The sequence below is a fragment of the Mucilaginibacter sp. P4_C11 genome, from assembly GCF_056402115.1.
Map to the genome: position 1 here is coordinate 157,388 of NZ_JBFUIA010000013.1, position 16,322 is coordinate 173,709.

Sequence of the window (16,322 nt, forward strand, 5' to 3'; positions counted from 1 at the left end):
TAACACCTGCGAAACTTAATAATAAAAAGAATGATTGCAGATACTTTTATAAAACGACCGGTTACCGCGATAGTGATCTCATTAGTGATTGTTATTGTAGGTTTACTGTCAATGAGCAGCCTGCCTATTGGGCAATATCCTGATATAACGCCGCCCACGGTTTCGGTGACAGGTACTTACACCGGTGCCGATGCCCTCACTGTTGAGCAAACTGTTGCAACCCCTGTAGAGGTTCAGGTAAATGGTGTGCCCGGCATGACCTACCTGCAAAGCAACAGCAGCAGCAACGGCCAGATGAGCATGACCGTTAACTTTGATGTAGGTACTGATATTAATATTGCAGCGCTTGATGTGCAAAACCGGGTGGGCATTGCAACGCCTACTTTACCACAGGAGGTACAGCGCCTTGGCCTTGTGGTACGTAAACGTAACCCCAGTATATTAATGCTGGTGGCCATGTTTTCGCCAAAGGGAAGTCATGATGTTACTTTTACCGATAACTATACCAACGTTTTTATAAAGGACGCTATATTGCGTACCAAAGGCGTGGGCGACGTAGTTACCCGTGCCGATGATTTCAGTATGCGCATCTGGCTCAATCCCGATAAGCTTGCAGCCCTCGGGATGACAGCTGCCGATGTTACTGCTGCCCTGGCCGAGCAAAATGCCCAGGTTGCCCCCGGAACCGTTGGTGCAACACCGCAACAAAAAGCCCAAACCTTTGAATACTCGGTGCTTGTTAAAGGTCGTTTGAGCAAACCTGAAGAATTTGGGAATGTAATAATTAAAACAGTGCCCAGTACCGGCGCCATTGTTCATTTAAAGGATGTGGCACGTATTGAACTGGGTAAGTTTAACTACTCGGGTAATTCGTTTGTTGATGGCAAAAGGGCATCATACCTGCTGGTTTACCAGGCGCCAAACAGCAACTCGCTGGAGACTGCCGAGAATGTGTATGCCACCATGAACGAGCTTAAAAAAAGCTTTCCTGCCGATATTGATTACGTAGTACCGTTTGAAGCAGTTACCGTGGTAAAGGTATCTGTAAGCGAAGTGGTTGATACCTTGCTTATTGCTTTGGGGCTGGTTATTGTGGTGGTATTTTTATTCCTGCAAAACTGGCGCTCAACGCTTATCCCGGTTCTGGCAATTCCTGTATCTATTATAGGTACGTTCATTTTCTTTATACCGTTGCACTTCACTATCAATACCCTAACCCTCTTTGGGTTTGTACTGGCCATCGGTATTGTGGTTGATGATGCCATTGTGGTGGTTGAGGCTGTGCAGCATTATATGGACGAGGAGGGGATGACGCCAACAGAGGCTACCAAACACGCCATGGCCGATATATCGGCACCGGTAATTGCCATCGCGTTGATCCTGGCGGCGGTATTTGTGCCGGTGGGTTTTGTACCCGGTATTGTAGGGCGGCTTTATCAGCAATTTGCCATCACTATAGCTATATCGGTACTGATATCGGCTTTTGTGGCGCTTTCATTAACACCGGCTTTGTGTACACTGTTGCTTCGTCCGCATAAAATAGATAATAAATCAAAAGGGCTTAATAAATTCTTCTTTGTATTTAATGAATGGTTTACCCGTGTAACGGGTAAGTACCGCAACACGGTTGATAAGGGTATCAAAAACTCTAAATTTGTTATTATTATACTGGTATGTATTATTGTTGGCGCGGTGTGGCTTTTTCACAGCAAACCATCGGGCTTTATACCGCTGGAGGATGATGGCCGTGTTTATATTACGTACGACCTGCCCGAAGCATCATCAACCGTACGTACTGTTGATGTACTGCACCAGATGATGAAAACGTTGGATAGCGTTCCCGAAATTGCACATTACGCTGCTTTGGGAGGCTTAAACGCTATTAGTTTTGCCAGTAAGGCCAATAGTGCAACCATGTTTGTGCAGCTTAAACCCTGGGACGAGCGTAAAGAAAAATCGCAGCAAATTACGGCCCTTGTTGGTAAGCTAACCAAAAAACTGGCACGGTTTAAAGAAGCCAACGTAATTGTTATTCAACCGCCTGCTATACCAGGTTTGGGCAGCACAGGTGGCTTTTCATTTATCCTTGAAGAAAAGCAAGCCGGGGGCGATATCAAAGTGTTTGAAAAAACGCTGAAAACCTTTGTTGGAGAAGTTAACAAACGGCCCGAAATTGCCAGGGCCTTTACCTTTTTTACAGCAAGTACACCTGCTTATCAACTAACTATTGATAGGGAGAAGGGCAAAAAATTAGGCGTATCAATATCTGATGTTAACAGTGCCCTGCAAACATATCTGGGCAGTACCTATATAAACGATTTTACTATTTACGGGCGAAACTTCAGGGTGCTTGCGCAGGCTGATACTGCGTTTAGGAGCAACATAAGTAATATTGGGCAGTACTTTGTGCGCAACCAGTTTGGCACCATGGTGCCCTTAAGTACCCTTACATCCTACAAGGTTATTGAAAATTCGCCGTTAATTGCGCATTATAACCTGTTCCGCTCGGCCGAAATAAATGGCAGTACCAAACCGGGTTACAGTAGTGGGGATGCTATTACCGCCTTAAAAGAAGTTGCGGCCAAATCATTACCACAAGGTTTTGGATACGAGTTTTCGGGATTAAGCCGCGAGGAACTACTATCCGGATCGAAAACGGTTTACATATTTGCCCTGTCAATCGGGTTTGTATTCCTGTTCCTTGCTGCTTTGTATGAAAGCTGGTCGGTGCCATTCTCGGTACTGCTATCGGTACCATTAGGCGCGTTTGGGGCTATCCTTTTCCTTACTTTCTGGCCCGATCTTACCAACAACGTTTACGCACAGATTGGTTTGATAACGTTGATAGGGCTGGCGGCCAAAAACGCCATCCTGATTGTAGAGTTTGCCAAAGAGCGGGTAGATAAGGGGATGAACCTGGAAAAAGCCACGCTTGAGGCTGTGAGGCTAAGGCTGAGGCCAATCATCATGACATCAATGGCCTTTATATTGGGCGTTGTGCCGCTGATGATAGCTTCTGGTGCCGGTGCCGAAGCCAGGAAAACCATAGGGTGGACGGTATTTGGAGGGATGTTAACCGCTACATCGCTGGCCATATTTATTGTGCCGGTGTTGTATTACCTGATTACCAAATTAGCTTACGGTAAAGACAAGCTTGCCGAAATGGAAAAAAATTATAAGCCCGAAAAAGGGCACGAGCCACAAGCTTAATTTTTAATAAAATTGTAATAAAACAAAAAAGAGAGGCCGAAAACCTCTCTTTTTTGTTTTTGGCAAGCCGCCAAATTAATTATCGGGTGGCGCTTTTTATACCATTTTAGTTTAAACCAAACAGAATTTCTTCATTTGAATACACTATCGTGAACAGTAGTGTTCCTTTTTTCTGTACATTAATTTCATGTTAATTTAATTATTGAAATTGATATAAAATTGTTGTTTAATGATAAAATAGCGCATTGATAATCAATGTTTAAGCATTTAATTTTTGTAACATACTTGTTATAAATCTCAGGTTTTCATTCGTCATGCCAATCTCACAAGCGTCAAAAATGGCTACAATGGCAAAGTATTTGTAAAAGGGCTATCAACGCGGCCAAATTTTAACCGCAGACTATTTACTAAAAAATACAACTATGAAAACAATGACAAAAATTATAGCCGGTGCTTTTACAGCAGCAGCTATTTTTATCGGATCAAATGTTAATGCTCAAACTACTCCCGCAAACGCACTTCGCTTTGGCGTAGGTGTTGAAGGTTTATTGCCTGTTGGGAATCTTCATGATGGTTCAAATGTAGGTTTGGGAGGTACTGCCCGTTTACAATACGGTGTGAATAACAATGTTGCCTTAACACTAACCTCTGGTTACTATAATTTCTTCGGCAAGTCTTATTCCCAAACTTTTACCGATGCAACGTCAACTACCACTGTTACTGTAAAGGGCAGGTCACTTGGTATTGTACCAGTTAAAGCAGGTATAAAGGCTTTTGTTGCCGATGGTTTTTATTTCTCAGGTGAAGCAGGTGCCGGTTTCGAAACTCATGAGCCTATTGCAGGTGAGCATAAAGATACCAAACTTATCCTTGCTCCGGGTTTAGGTTATGCAACCAAATCATGGGATATAGGTGCACGTTACGAAAACTTCTCTGGCCAGGGTAATAACTACGGCACAGTAGGGTTACGTATAGCTTATGGGTTTGGATTATAATATTCCGAAACACTAATGAACAAGAAAGCCCCTCGTCGTGATGATGAGGGGCTTTATTATTTGTCAGAATCAGAATTTACAGAATTGGTGGATTAGCAGAATCTAAGTTTGAAAGGGGCTTCATTTTCAAATCTTCAAATTCTCAAATCTTCAAATTAATTTACGCCAGTTTCCCCAACGCTTCTTTAATCCTTTTTACCGCTTCAATCAGCTTATCTTCAGCCGCGGCGTATGATAAACGGATAGCAGTAGGATCGCCGAACGAATCGCCGCCAACGGTGGCAACATGGGCTTCTTCTAAAAGATAAATACTCAATTCATCAGCATCTTTAATAGTTCTGCCGTTATAGCTTTTACCAAAGAATGAAGTTACCTCGGGAAAGAAATAGAAAGCACCGTCGGGCAGGTTTACTTTTAGTCCTTCAATTTCGCTCAGTAATTTGTATACGATATCGCGGCGCTTTTTAAATGCGGACCGCATTTCCAGTACGGTTTCTAAACCACCTTCGTAAGCGGCAACACCGGCACGTTGGGTGATTGAACAAGTACCAGAGGTTATTTGTCCCTGCATTTTATCGCAGGCAATAGCTATCTCTTTATTTGATGCAGTGTAACCAATTCTCCAACCGGTCATGGCAAACGCTTTCGACCAGCCGTTGATGATGATCACACGGTCTTTAATGTAATCAAACTGCGCTATTGATTCATGTTTATCAACGTAGTTGATGTGCTCATAAATCTCATCGCTTAAAATGTATACATGCGGGTGTTTTTCAAATACCTTTGCCAAACCTTCCAGTTCATCTTTACTGTAAACGCTGCCTGTTGGGTTACAAGGCGACGAAAACATAAATAATTTGGTTTTGGGAGTAATAGCGGCTTCTAATTGCTCAGGGGTAATTTTAAAGTTTTGCTCAACGGTAGTGTTTATAAAAACGCTTACACCTTCGGCAAGTTTAACCACTTCGCTGTACGATACCCAGTAAGGGGTAGGGATAATTACTTCTTCGCCCGGGTTAACCAAACATAATACCGCGTTGGCAATGGCTTGTTTAGCTCCTGTCGAAACTACAATCTGGCTAAAATCATAATCAAGGTTGTTCTCATTCTTTAGCTTGGCAACAACAGCCTTGCGCAGTTCAGGATAGCCCGCTACCGGAGTATAGTAGGTAAAGTTTTTATCCATGGCCTGCTTGGCAGCTTCTTTGATGTGTTCTGGTGTATGAAAATCAGGCTCGCCAAAGCTCAAACTGATCACATCCACGCCTTTTGCGGCAAGTTCACGGCCCAATTTGGCCATTTTAATTGTTGCTGATTCGGACAGATTATTTATCCGGTTACTTAATGCGCTCATATAAATTATGTTATCGCGGCAAATATAGAAAATAACTTTACTGCTACTTACGCTTGTTATTTATAAATTTGCGGCCTAATAAAGATTGTTTTGAAGGAACAAAAAAGGATCATATTAATTTCGCTGATTACGGGTATAGTGTTAATGATGGCGAAATTCGGGGCTTACTTTTTAACCGGTTCCAATTTTGTATTAAGTGATGCCGCCGAAAGTATTGTTAATGTAATAGCCAGTTCCTTCGCTTTCTTTAGTATATACCTTGCTGCACAGCCACGCGACGAAAATCACCCCTACGGGCATGGCAAGGTAGAGTACTTTTCGGTATTTATCGAAGGATCGCTTATAGGCATTGCCGGACTCATCATTATCGGAAAATCGGTTTATAGTTTAATTCATCCCGAAAATATTCATGATTTGCTCACCGGCGCGGTTATTATTGGCGCAACCGGCGCTGTTAACGGCGCTTTGGGTTATTATATGATCCATAAGGGGAAAGTATTACGATCAATAACGCTTGATGCAGACGGGCATCATTTAATAGCCGATATGGTAACCAGCATTGGCCTGGTGGCTGGTTTACTATTGATCCACTTTGTGGGCCTGGTATGGCTTGATAGTGTTTTATCTATACTGGTAGCCTTGTATTTAATTTATAGCGCCTACAAGCTGGTACGCCGCTCTGTAGGCGGACTGATGGACGAGGCCGACATTGATGTAGTTAACGAAGTAATAAAGGTATTAAGCGATAAGCGCCGCGATGCCTGGATAGATGTACATAACCTGCGCGCTCAAAAATATGGTCATGAACTGCATATTGACTGCCACCTTACACTACCCAGTTATTTTGATTTGACCACGGTGCATAACGAGGTGTCGCTGGTTGATAAAATGATTAACCAGGAGGTAGGTATAAAAACCGAATTGTTTATCCATACCGACCCCTGCTTGCCTAATTGCTGCCACTATTGCAGCATGCCCAATTGCCCCATCAGGAGCGAGGCTAAAACAGAAACCATTGAGTGGACGATGGATATTGTAGTACGAAATAAAAAACATTTTGAATAATGGCAGCGTATTTTAATGTAAGGGTTTACGGCCTGTTGCTTAATGATAACGACGAATTGCTGGTAAGCGATGAGCAGGAATATGGGATGCAATTTACCAAGTTCCCCGGTGGCGGCCTTGAATTGGGTGAAGGCCTGCTTGACGGCCTGAAGCGCGAATTTATGGAGGAGTGCAACCTGGAAATCGAGGTTGTCGGTCATTTTTATACAACCGATTTTTTTGTAAAATCGGCTTTTAACAATTCGCAGGTCATCAGCGTTTACTACCTGGTGCGTAGCTTAAGCCCGGTAAATTTAGTTGCCAAAACCGTAGCCTTTGATTTTGACGGTGAAGGAGAAGTGCTGCAGTCATTCAGGTGGATAAACTTAACTGCCCTAAGTATTGCTGATTTTGCATTCCCTACCGATAAACGGGTAGTTGAACTTTTACAGGATGAGCTATGAGCCTTACCGAACGCGACCTTAAAGTAATATGGCACCCCTATACCCAAATGAAAACAGCGGCGCCGCCCGTACCCATAGTAAGGGGAGCAGGCGCTTTGTTGTTTGATGAATCGGGTAAGCAATATATTGATGCTGTATCGTCGTGGTGGGTAAACATTCACGGGCACGCGCATCCGTATATCGCCCAAAAAGTAGCAGAGCAGTTGCAAAAACTGGAGCATGTGATCTTCGCGGGGTTTACCCATGAAGGCGCAGTTGAATTAGCCGAGCGGTTATTGACCCATTTGCCCAACAACCAGCAAAAAGTATTTTACTCCGACAATGGCTCAACCGCCATCGAGGTAGCTATAAAAATGTGCCTTCAATACTGGAATAATAAGGGACATCAGCGTACCAAAATACTGGCTTTAAACAACGCCTATCACGGCGATACCTTTGGTGCCATGGCAGTAAGCGGTCGTAGCGCATTTACCAAAGCCTTTGATAGTTTATTGTTCGAAGTAGAGTTTATTGATACGCCCAACAAAGAAAACATCCAAAGTCTCAAATCTCACATCTCACATCTCAAATCCGAACTGGCTTGTTTTATTTTCGAGCCATTGGTGCAGGGATCTGCGGGCATGCTGATGTACGAGGCCCAATACCTAAATGAATTGATGGCCCACTGCAAACAGGAAGGAGTGCTGATGATTGACGACGAAATTTTCACTGGGTTTGGCCGTACAGGAAAATCATTTGCATGCGATTATCTCGACGTACAGCCCGATATCATGTGCTTTTCAAAAGGCTTAACGGGCGGCACTATGGCATTAGGCTTAACCACCTGTACCCAACACATCTACGATGCTTTTTTATCCGATGATCGATTGAAAACCCTTTTTCACGGCCATTCTTTCACGGCAAACCCTGTAGCCTGCGCATCGGCACTGGCAAGCCTGGATTTGTTTGAACAACCCCAAACAACTGCAAATATCCAGCGGATTGTTAATGCGCATGCATTGTTTGCTGGTAAAATTAAACATCACCCTAAAATAAAAAACGTGAGGCAAACCGGTACCATACTGGCAATGGAGTGGGAAACGGGGGATAATACCTCTTATTTCAGCTCCCTTCGCGATAAATTATACCATTACTTTTTAACTGCCGGTGTTATATTACGCCCCCTGGGCAACGTAATTTACATTTTACCGCCGTATTGCATTACTGATGATGAACTGCAGTATGTTTACAGCAAAATAGAGCAGGCATTACAAGAAATATAACATGTTATTAAACAAACTTCTACCACAAATAATAGCCGATAACCAGTTACATTCGCGCTGGCTAAACACGCTTTCGCTGATGGAAAACACCGGGGCCCGCAAAATTTCGGCCAGTGAAGACCCGCTTACTGTGACCTATATTATCCTGAAACATGCTGCCGAAGAGCATCGCCATGCCTTCTACCTCAAAAAACAACTGGAAAAAACAGGAGTGGAGCTGCCAACCTACGCCGCCGAGTACCTGCTGGCCCCCGGTTCAAGTAAATACTATTTAAACCAACTGGATATTGATGTTTGCCGATACCTCAAAAGTGAATTGAACCTTACAGGAGCAGAACTCCGCTTTGCTGCTTACCTGCTGGTAACCTATGCTATTGAAGTTCGTGCCGATGAGCTTTACCCTATCTACCAGTCTGCACTTGACGAAGCAGGCAGCAAGGTAAACGTAAAATCAATTATCCTTGAAGAAGAAGGCCACCTGGAAGAAATGCTTAACCAACTGCACAAATTCTCGCCCGATTGGGAAAAACACGCCAATAAAGCGGTAGCCTTTGAAACCAGGCTGTTTGAAATGTGGGTGGAGCAGCTGGGAGCGGCGATTAATTAGATTGTCTGAATCAGAATTTACAGAATTAGAAAATTTACAGAATTTCTTTTCATTCTCCTTATCCTAAAATTCTATAAATTCTGATTCAGACAAATTAATACCCCATATACTCCGTATAAACCTCCTGCAAAAAGGCCTTTCCATATAAAAGCACATTATCAGTAGTCTTTGCATCCGCGTTTTTATTGCCCGTGTAAACTACCCTGCGGCCTGAGTTATCGTACGATACCACTTGCTGGGGAGTCATAAAGCAAAAGCCGTTGTCCCAGTCAAAAAAAGCAAAATCTTTGGTGGTTGGGTTTAGCAAATCTTTCGACCATTTAAACTGGTGATGGGGCAGCCCCAGTTGGGTGAGCAGCGTGGCGGCAATATCGGTTTGTCCACCCAGTTTGTTAATTTTTTTGCCGCGGTATTCGGGTTTTATTACTTCGCCCAAAAATAGCAACGGGATGTGGTATTTTACGGGGTTATAAGCTTCGGATACATTGCGCGGCAGGCGGTGGCCGTGGTCGGCTACTAAAATAAAGAGGGTGTTTTTATACCATGCCTGCTTTTTGGCTTGTTCAAAATAGGCGTTGAGGCACGAGTCGGTAAAGTAGGCAGTACTTCTGAATTTGTTGGCTGCGTCGCCATCTTTATCTTCCTGTGGGAAGTGCGGCTTGCCCGGCAGTACAAAAGGTTCATGATTGGTTGATGTTTGCAGGTAGGTAAAAAAAGGCTGCTTTTGTTGTTGGGCAAAATCCAGGTGTTTGGCAAAAAGCACATCGTCATAAACGCCCCATTGGGTTTTAACCAGGCTTTTGTCAAACGCCAGTTCGTCGGTAATATGATCAACCTGGTGGTTTTTCATGAACAGGTCAAAATGCATGTAATTGCTTTTGCCGCCGTAAAAATAGGATGTTGGATACCCCGCGGTTTTAAGCGACGACGATATTGCCGGCAGCTTTTTGTTTTTTAAAGTATCGGCAACAATGGTACGAATGGCCTGCGAAGGGAAGCCGCTCATGATAGATACGATGCCTTTATCGGTCCTGTCGGCGGATGAATAAATATTGTTGAACAGGATGCCGTTTTTGATGAATTTTTCAAAGTTGGAGGCCACGCCTTTATCGCCGCCCAACGATTCAATTACATCGGCGGTATAGCTTTCTATCTGGATAATTACAATGTTTGGCCTGTTGGTGGTAAGTATATTTCTTGTGCTGTCACCATTATAGCTATAAGCTTCCTGCACAAGTTGTGTAGCGCTGCCTGGCTGCATAAACACAAACGGGTTGTACGGGCGGCCAAGGTTTTCAACTACATTGTTAAACAGGTTCCATTCGGTATTAAGGGCTGCCTGGTTGAGGAATTCGCGGTCAGAAAAATAGGCTGAATTTTGATCTACGGGTACAGGTTGTAAACCGCCGCGCATCAGCAAAAAGTTGAAGAAAAGGAGCAAAATGATAATTATCGTTTTTAGCCTGGGCTCCACCGCCGGCTTTTCAAATTTAAAGTCAATGATCTTTAATGACAGATATATACCCGAGGCTAATAGCACCAGGCAAATGGTAACTGTGCGGCCCACCGGCGAAGAGCCTGTTGAGGCAAAGGCTTCGGATGGCGCATCGTACAGCGATTTAAATACCCTGAACACCACCTTGGTACCCCACTCGCGGAAAATGTTGAAATTGAGACCCGTATTTAGCGAGATAAAAAACAGGCAAACCCAAACATATACTTTAAGCCAGATGGGTTTGATATGCGTATTTGGTATACACCAGTTAACCAGGAAAACCAAAAGGGGGATGGCACTGATGTAGGCTGCTGCCGAAGCATCAAGCCTGAGGCCGTAAAAATAGGTTTGTATGATGTCGCTTAGGCCGGCATCTTTAAGTTTAGGCAGAAAATATAGTTCGAACGCCAGCCGGGTTATTGCGAAGAACAATAACCAGAATAAAAGGAAGCGCACTAAACTGAAAAGGTTTCTTAACATACAGGGGTACAAAAGTAGTACTTTACTGCAATGTTAAGAAACCTTTAGTTAATTGTTAAAGTTTGGCTTATCTGCCGCCGCGCATAGCCTTCAAATCGTCAAGTGTTATCTTTTCAAAATCGGCAGGGATGCCAAATGTACCTGCAGGAACTTTTTGCTCGGTTACACTGGTAACAGTTACCTCGGTTGACTGGCCCTGGCTAAATGATGTATATTGAACCGGGAAGCCGCCAATACCCTGGTAGTACTTAGCTACGCCAGCCAATGGTATTTCAATATCATTGGTGATCCAGATATCGAAAGTTTTGCTGGTTTTTTTATCAGTAGCCACCACTTTTTTACAGTTAAAGCCATTGATAACCTTAGTTTCGGTGCCTGGTGCAAAAGTAAACTGCGGTAAACCAGCCATTGCCTGGTCAATATCATCTGGTGTTGCAACGGCTGCCTTTTTAATATTGGCAACAGGAACATCAACCAAAATAACCATTGATTTAGCGCCGGCATCAGTCAAAATTTTGATGTTGGCGGGGCCGTTCGAAAAAGCAAAGGCGTTTGAATCTGCCCGGAAATAACTTTTGGCATTTATTTGCTGCCCCATCATGGCTGTAGTAAAGTTTACTACGCCTTCGGTGTATTTTTTTTGTGCGCTTGCACTCATTACAGTTGCGGTAAGGGCAAGGCCTAAGGCAACATTTAAAAATTTTATCCTCATTGTTTTAATTTGATTATACCAATTTACCTGTTTTTAGCTTAAAGACAAATTTATTGGTAGTTAGTTTAATGTTGTTAATTAGATACTATAATCAGCGAATTGTTACGTTTTAATATTTTATAGTTTACATTGAGTGCCTTTGCGCCTTCAGTAAATCTTTCAACGGTTTGGTTACTGTTGCTGCCATCAATAATCAATGTTTGGTAGTCAAAGTTACTATTTACCGCTTGTAAATTGGTGTGCGGATTGCCGGTAATATATAAATAACTGGCTATCAGTTTACCCGGTAGCTGTTGGTTTTGTAATTGCTTATCAAATATAATTATCCTTTTATTATAAAACTGCATTAAAGCGCCCTGTTTTTTAAACCATGTTGAACTGATGTTTTGGCTTAAGCCTATAATGGTGGTATGCCCCACCTGTGCACTATCTAAATAAGGCTGTACCGAATATTTGTAATTTTTATCGGTATCTGCAAGGTTGGTAAGTACAACCGCCCTGTCGCCGTTTTTAAATACAATGCCCGTGTTTTTGCGCAGGTTTAAAAACGCGATAGAGTTGGTACTTTCGGCCCGGTACCTTTTCAGGCTGATGCTTATGGCAAATAGCAGCAGGCCGACCAGGCTAAGCTTTATAAGCCATGTTTTTTTATTGTACAAATAGTAAAACGCGCTTATCATGATCAGGTAAAGCAATAAATACTCCGGCACTGTAAGCCATATTTTACCAATGCTGGCAAAGGGCGCATATTCAATAATTGCCAGCGCTTTGTTCATGAACAATATGGTATACTCCAATAACCGCGCCAGTAAAGTTGACAGCAGGGGTACCCATGAAAGCGCCAGGTAGGCCACACCACTGTACATGATAACCGATGTAGGTATAATAATGAGCAGGTTACTCAGTAAAAAATAAACCGGGAACTGGTGAAAATACAATGCACTCAGCGGAAATGTAATAACCTGCGCGGCTATGGATATCGAACAAGCCATCCAGATTTTATCTGCCCATTTCTTTTTAAATGCCAGCCATTTATAAACAACCGGCTGTAAAACCACCAGCCCGGCCACAGCCAGGTATGATAGCTGGAAACCAACATCTGTTATTAAAAGCGGGTTGTACAACAGTAGCGCAAATGCCGATACGGCCAGGATATTGAGTAAATTGATATACCGCGCATAAGTTTTGCCGATGATAACCATACTGATCATCACCGCTGCCCGGCAAACAGCAGGCGAGAAGCCACTAAGCAGCGAATAGTACCAGATGAGCGCGATAATGATAACCGCTTTTATTACCCTGCCACGCCGGTAGCCGTTTAAAAAACCAAGGGTAAATTGCAGCAAAATATAAATGATGGCCACATGCGCACCTGAAACCGATAGTACGTGAATGGTACCTGTTTTGGAATAGGCCTGTAAAATATCGCCGCTCAAATCGGCTTTGTAACCCAGTATCAGGGTTGATGCTACAGCGATGGCGCCGGGATCGTGCATTTGCTGCTTAAACCGGTTAATCATTTGCTGTCGTAGCCGCAGCGAAAACGCGATGAGCGCGTTGCCCGTACCATGCTTTACAACGCGGTACATTCCCGGGTATAAAAATGCCTGGTAGTATATGTTTTGATGCGCCAGGTATTTTTTATAGTTGAATTCGCCAGGGTTAAAGGGTGGGTCGATAGGGGTGTATTTGGCCGGGATAACCAACTCGTCGCCATATTGCAGGGATAAGGCTGCGCTGTCTTTAATGGTCACCAATAATGTGCCGGTAACAGGGGTTGGTTGTTTATGACTAATGCTTTGCCCAACCGTTGCCGGGAACCTTAGCAAGCCGTTTTTGAGTTGTGGTTCGGTATTGATTTTTATCGATAGATATCGGGCCGATGACCTGGAAAAATGCCGGGCATTGTTCAGTTCGTTATTATTAATGACACTGATGCAGCCTGCCGAAAACAGAATGAATGTAATTAATAACCCGCCAAGCCACCTGGTTTTATAAATAGCCAGCCGCTGGTAGCTTAAATTCAGCAGGATAAAAGCAATACCCAAGCCGCCGAACACGCTCCAAAGTAAAGGCAGGTATGCGGCCGTAATAAAGCCGATGCCTGAGGCTATCCCCAGCAAAAAGGGCAGGAGCAATACAACAAAAGGGATCTCGCCTTTATGGTTCGCGATCATTTATGATATGGTGAAAGCAATAAAGATATGTTTTAGGGGGATACATCAAATAAATGAGTTGAAATAAATCAGCAGGTTGGGCGATATGGGAATATTACGCTTTTTAATTGCCTGAATTTAAGGGACATCGATTTTTTGCAGTTCAAGGGCGTAGCCCTGGTAAATATTGTAGCCACGGGTTTCAACCCGTGGTTATAAAACGCCATGGAATAAGTGCCGTAGGTACGGTTCATTTATTGTACGCTGATATTTGGAATATTAAAAGAACTCGTTGATTATATGGGCCGAACCTACGGCTCTCTTTATTCTTGGGTTGGTATTCCCCGGGTTGAAACCCGGGGCTACAATATCGGTCAAGGCTACGCCTTTTGCCTGGTATAGAATAATAGCGGAGTGAACCTGCATTGATAAAACCTACAACTGGTCTCTTACTTCGAGCAGGAATTTTTTGATGTTTTCGAGCGAGTCGATCACCCGCTGGTTTTCTTTGTGATCGCCGAGATTGCTTTTCAGGTGCTCTTTGGCGCCGTTCAGGGTATAGCCTTTATCGCGGATGAGGTGAAAGATGATCTTAAAGTTCTCGATATCCTCGGGGGTAAAATAACGGTTGCCTTTTTTGTTCTTTTTAGGCTGCAATACATCAAACTCCTTTTCATAAAAACGGATAAGCGATTGGTTTACATCAAACATGGCCGATACCTCGCCCATGGTGTAATACATTTTGCTTATTTCGCGTTCTTTGTAAGCCATATATGCAAAGGTATCTTTTTGAATTCGGAATTGGGAATTTCGATTTCGGATTTTTGTCAGCAAAATGTAGATGCATGCGGTCCGCCTCAACAAAACATCGTGTTGAGTCAACAGTACTAAGTCGTAAGTCTAAAGTTGCGCTTAACCGGCGTTTTTACAAACCATTGCGAAAACAAAATTGGTGTCTCAGTTTATTTTCTTAAAATATTTTGAAAGGCAGTTGGACTTATTTAACTTTATATTTCAAAGTACTTTTTATTTGTAATAAAAACTTAATAGGAATCAGACAATATAATATACTGATATGAACAGATTTGAAGAACTATACTACGAGGCAAAGGCCGACAAATGGTTTAAACGGTTTGCTGTTTTTTGCCGCATTGCTTTAGCAGCCGGGTTTTTAATAGCGGGCATCGTAAAGATTATGGGCGAACGATTTGCCGCCGGCCTGCCCCACAATAACCCTTTGGGGCATTATTTTGATGCCTTGCAACTTACCGGATACTATTATACTTTTATCGGGATTGTCCAGGTTATAACAGCTATATTGTTACTTATCCCGAGAACTTCCCTTCTTGGTGCATTGATGTATTTTCCCATCATCGTAAATATTTGTGTGCTTACTTATGCTACCCGTTTTGACGGTACACGCGGTACCACGATGATGCTGCTGGCAAGCCTGTTTTTATTGATCTGGGATTATGACCGCTTAAAACATATTTTACCAGTTAAGCAGCAACCAAAAACAGATCCTCATGTGATAAAGAAGCCCTTGGGGATGCGCCTTCGGGCCATATTTTTTGGAGGTTCTTTTGCATTGGTGGCATTTATCATCATCGGTACTTTCTATTTATATGATATTATACCCGGCAATGCCGAAGATGAGTGCAGAAACCAATGCGCATCCAGCAAAAATCCCCAGGCTTGCCAGGTTTTCTGCGACTGCATTTATAAGAAAGGCCAACCGCTGGATAGTTGTTTGGTAACTTTTGATAGGGCAAAAGATATACGCAAGCCTGGCAGCAAGTAGCTGGGTTTCAATTTAATTATTTCCCTCATTACTTTTACCCGTATCCAAACGGCTTAACTCCATATTTATTTTCGAAACGGAGACACTGCCAAACCAAGAAGCTTAAATTTTGAACTTAATCAGCGTACCTGAACCTTTTTCCTCCATTCTGTATTTCGATGGTTTTTACTGTATTTAGTGGAATCGTTTTTTTTAAACCAAGAATATGTGACCGCAAACCAGTAATAGAATCGCGTACTACATAAACGTGATCAAAGTAAAAAGTGGTTTTCTTGTTGTTAATATCCGTAAAGCGTATTTCTAATGCGGGGCTGTTTTTTAATAAAAACCATTTTCCGTTTTTATCTACACATCTTATCGAATCGATAGGATAGATGCTGTAAGTTGACCTACCTCCCATGGGGTCAATTGCCGTAACTTGTCTTAGTGGTGCCGATTTTTCTAAACTTGGCAACTGCTGCTTGAAACTATCAATGGGGATGTAATAGGTTGTGCACGAAGTTATTGATATTGTTAACGCGGTAATGATGATAAGGGGTAGGTATTTTAAAGTCATATTTTACTATTTCGGCAAAGTTAGTAGTATTTATGATTCGCAGCATGGCGTTTCACACTTGTTCGCGTTGTCATCAACAAATTTTGAGTTTGGTCCTATTTACTCACCAATAAATAAACTCCAAATAGCAAAACCTTTTTTTACACCTTTGAAAATGAACAATAGTTAAAAATCCAAATTCCCAAA

The 16,322-nt window shown here is 42.8% G+C and carries 14 protein-coding genes; 7 read left to right on the top strand and 7 right to left on the bottom strand.

The features are described from left to right. Positions 1 to 30: 30 nt before the first annotated feature. Positions 31 to 3,210 carry an efflux RND transporter permease subunit gene (locus AC1DU2_RS14080; protein WP_477385003.1) on the top strand — a complete coding sequence of 1,060 codons (3,180 nt, stop codon included), beginning with the start codon at positions 31 to 33 and terminating at the stop codon, positions 3,208 to 3,210. A 422-nt stretch (positions 3,211 to 3,632) separates the two neighbouring features. After that, on the top strand, positions 3,633 to 4,205 hold the full coding sequence (locus AC1DU2_RS14085; protein WP_477356266.1) for a hypothetical protein: 573 nt from the start codon (positions 3,633 to 3,635) through the stop codon (positions 4,203 to 4,205). 160 nt (positions 4,206 to 4,365) lie between these two features. Here AC1DU2_RS14085 and AC1DU2_RS14090 read toward each other — a convergent pair whose 3' ends face one another. Then, the gene (locus tag AC1DU2_RS14090; RefSeq protein ID WP_477385004.1) at positions 4,366 to 5,559 is read right to left on the bottom strand and encodes a pyridoxal phosphate-dependent aminotransferase; all 1,194 of its coding nucleotides are present in this window, start codon (positions 5,557 to 5,559) and stop codon (positions 4,366 to 4,368) included. A gap of 90 nt (positions 5,560 to 5,649) precedes the next feature. On the opposite strand from AC1DU2_RS14090, the gene AC1DU2_RS14095 reads away from it, so the two are divergent. Genes AC1DU2_RS14095 through AC1DU2_RS14110 form a run of 4 tightly spaced genes read left to right on the top strand, consistent with a single transcriptional unit; the run spans position 5,650 to position 8,936 of the window. Beyond that, a complete protein-coding gene (locus AC1DU2_RS14095) occupies positions 5,650 to 6,624 on the top strand; it encodes a cation diffusion facilitator family transporter (protein WP_477385005.1) in 975 nt (324 codons plus the stop codon). Continuing rightward, positions 6,624 to 7,067, top strand: coding sequence for an NUDIX domain-containing protein (locus AC1DU2_RS14100; protein WP_477385006.1), 444 nt, complete (start codon positions 6,624 to 6,626; stop codon positions 7,065 to 7,067). Before AC1DU2_RS14095 ends, AC1DU2_RS14100 begins: the two co-directional genes overlap by 1 nt. Then, positions 7,064 to 8,329: an adenosylmethionine--8-amino-7-oxononanoate transaminase gene (gene bioA / locus AC1DU2_RS14105; RefSeq protein ID WP_477385007.1), complete on the top strand. Its 1,266-nt coding sequence runs from the start codon at positions 7,064 to 7,066 to the stop codon at positions 8,327 to 8,329. Before AC1DU2_RS14100 ends, bioA begins: the two co-directional genes overlap by 4 nt. Before the next feature lies 1 nt (position 8,330). After that, positions 8,331 to 8,936, top strand: coding sequence for a hypothetical protein (locus AC1DU2_RS14110; RefSeq protein WP_477385008.1), 606 nt, complete (start codon positions 8,331 to 8,333; stop codon positions 8,934 to 8,936). A 94-nt stretch (positions 8,937 to 9,030) separates the two neighbouring features. On the opposite strand, the gene AC1DU2_RS14115 is transcribed toward AC1DU2_RS14110, so the two are convergent. From AC1DU2_RS14115 to AC1DU2_RS14135, 5 genes are all read right to left on the bottom strand, one after another. Next, positions 9,031 to 10,911, bottom strand: a complete 1,881-nt coding sequence (locus AC1DU2_RS14115) for an LTA synthase family protein (RefSeq protein ID WP_477385009.1) — start codon at positions 10,909 to 10,911, stop codon at positions 9,031 to 9,033. 67 nt (positions 10,912 to 10,978) lie between these two features. Continuing rightward, the gene (locus AC1DU2_RS14120) at positions 10,979 to 11,623 is read right to left on the bottom strand and encodes a DUF4412 domain-containing protein (protein ID WP_477356282.1); all 645 of its coding nucleotides are present in this window, start codon (positions 11,621 to 11,623) and stop codon (positions 10,979 to 10,981) included. Positions 11,624 to 11,697: 74 nt separating this feature from the next. Beyond that, positions 11,698 to 13,800 carry a ComEC/Rec2 family competence protein gene (locus tag AC1DU2_RS14125; protein ID WP_477385010.1) on the bottom strand — a complete coding sequence of 701 codons (2,103 nt, stop codon included), beginning with the start codon at positions 13,798 to 13,800 and terminating at the stop codon, positions 11,698 to 11,700. A gap of 68 nt (positions 13,801 to 13,868) precedes the next feature. After that, complete coding sequence (locus AC1DU2_RS14130) at positions 13,869 to 14,033, bottom strand: hypothetical protein (RefSeq protein WP_477385011.1); 165 nt, start codon at positions 14,031 to 14,033, stop codon at positions 13,869 to 13,871. Between the two features lie 181 nt (positions 14,034 to 14,214). Continuing rightward, complete coding sequence (locus tag AC1DU2_RS14135; protein ID WP_090653238.1) at positions 14,215 to 14,550, bottom strand: MerR family transcriptional regulator; 336 nt, start codon at positions 14,548 to 14,550, stop codon at positions 14,215 to 14,217. Between the two features lie 304 nt (positions 14,551 to 14,854). Between AC1DU2_RS14135 and AC1DU2_RS14140 the strand changes: the two genes are divergently transcribed. Then, positions 14,855 to 15,580: a hypothetical protein gene (locus AC1DU2_RS14140; RefSeq protein WP_477385012.1), complete on the top strand. Its 726-nt coding sequence runs from the start codon at positions 14,855 to 14,857 to the stop codon at positions 15,578 to 15,580. A 115-nt stretch (positions 15,581 to 15,695) separates the two neighbouring features. Here AC1DU2_RS14140 and AC1DU2_RS14145 read toward each other — a convergent pair whose 3' ends face one another. After that, complete coding sequence (locus tag AC1DU2_RS14145) at positions 15,696 to 16,136, bottom strand: hypothetical protein (protein WP_477385013.1); 441 nt, start codon at positions 16,134 to 16,136, stop codon at positions 15,696 to 15,698. Positions 16,137 to 16,322 lie beyond the last annotated feature (186 nt).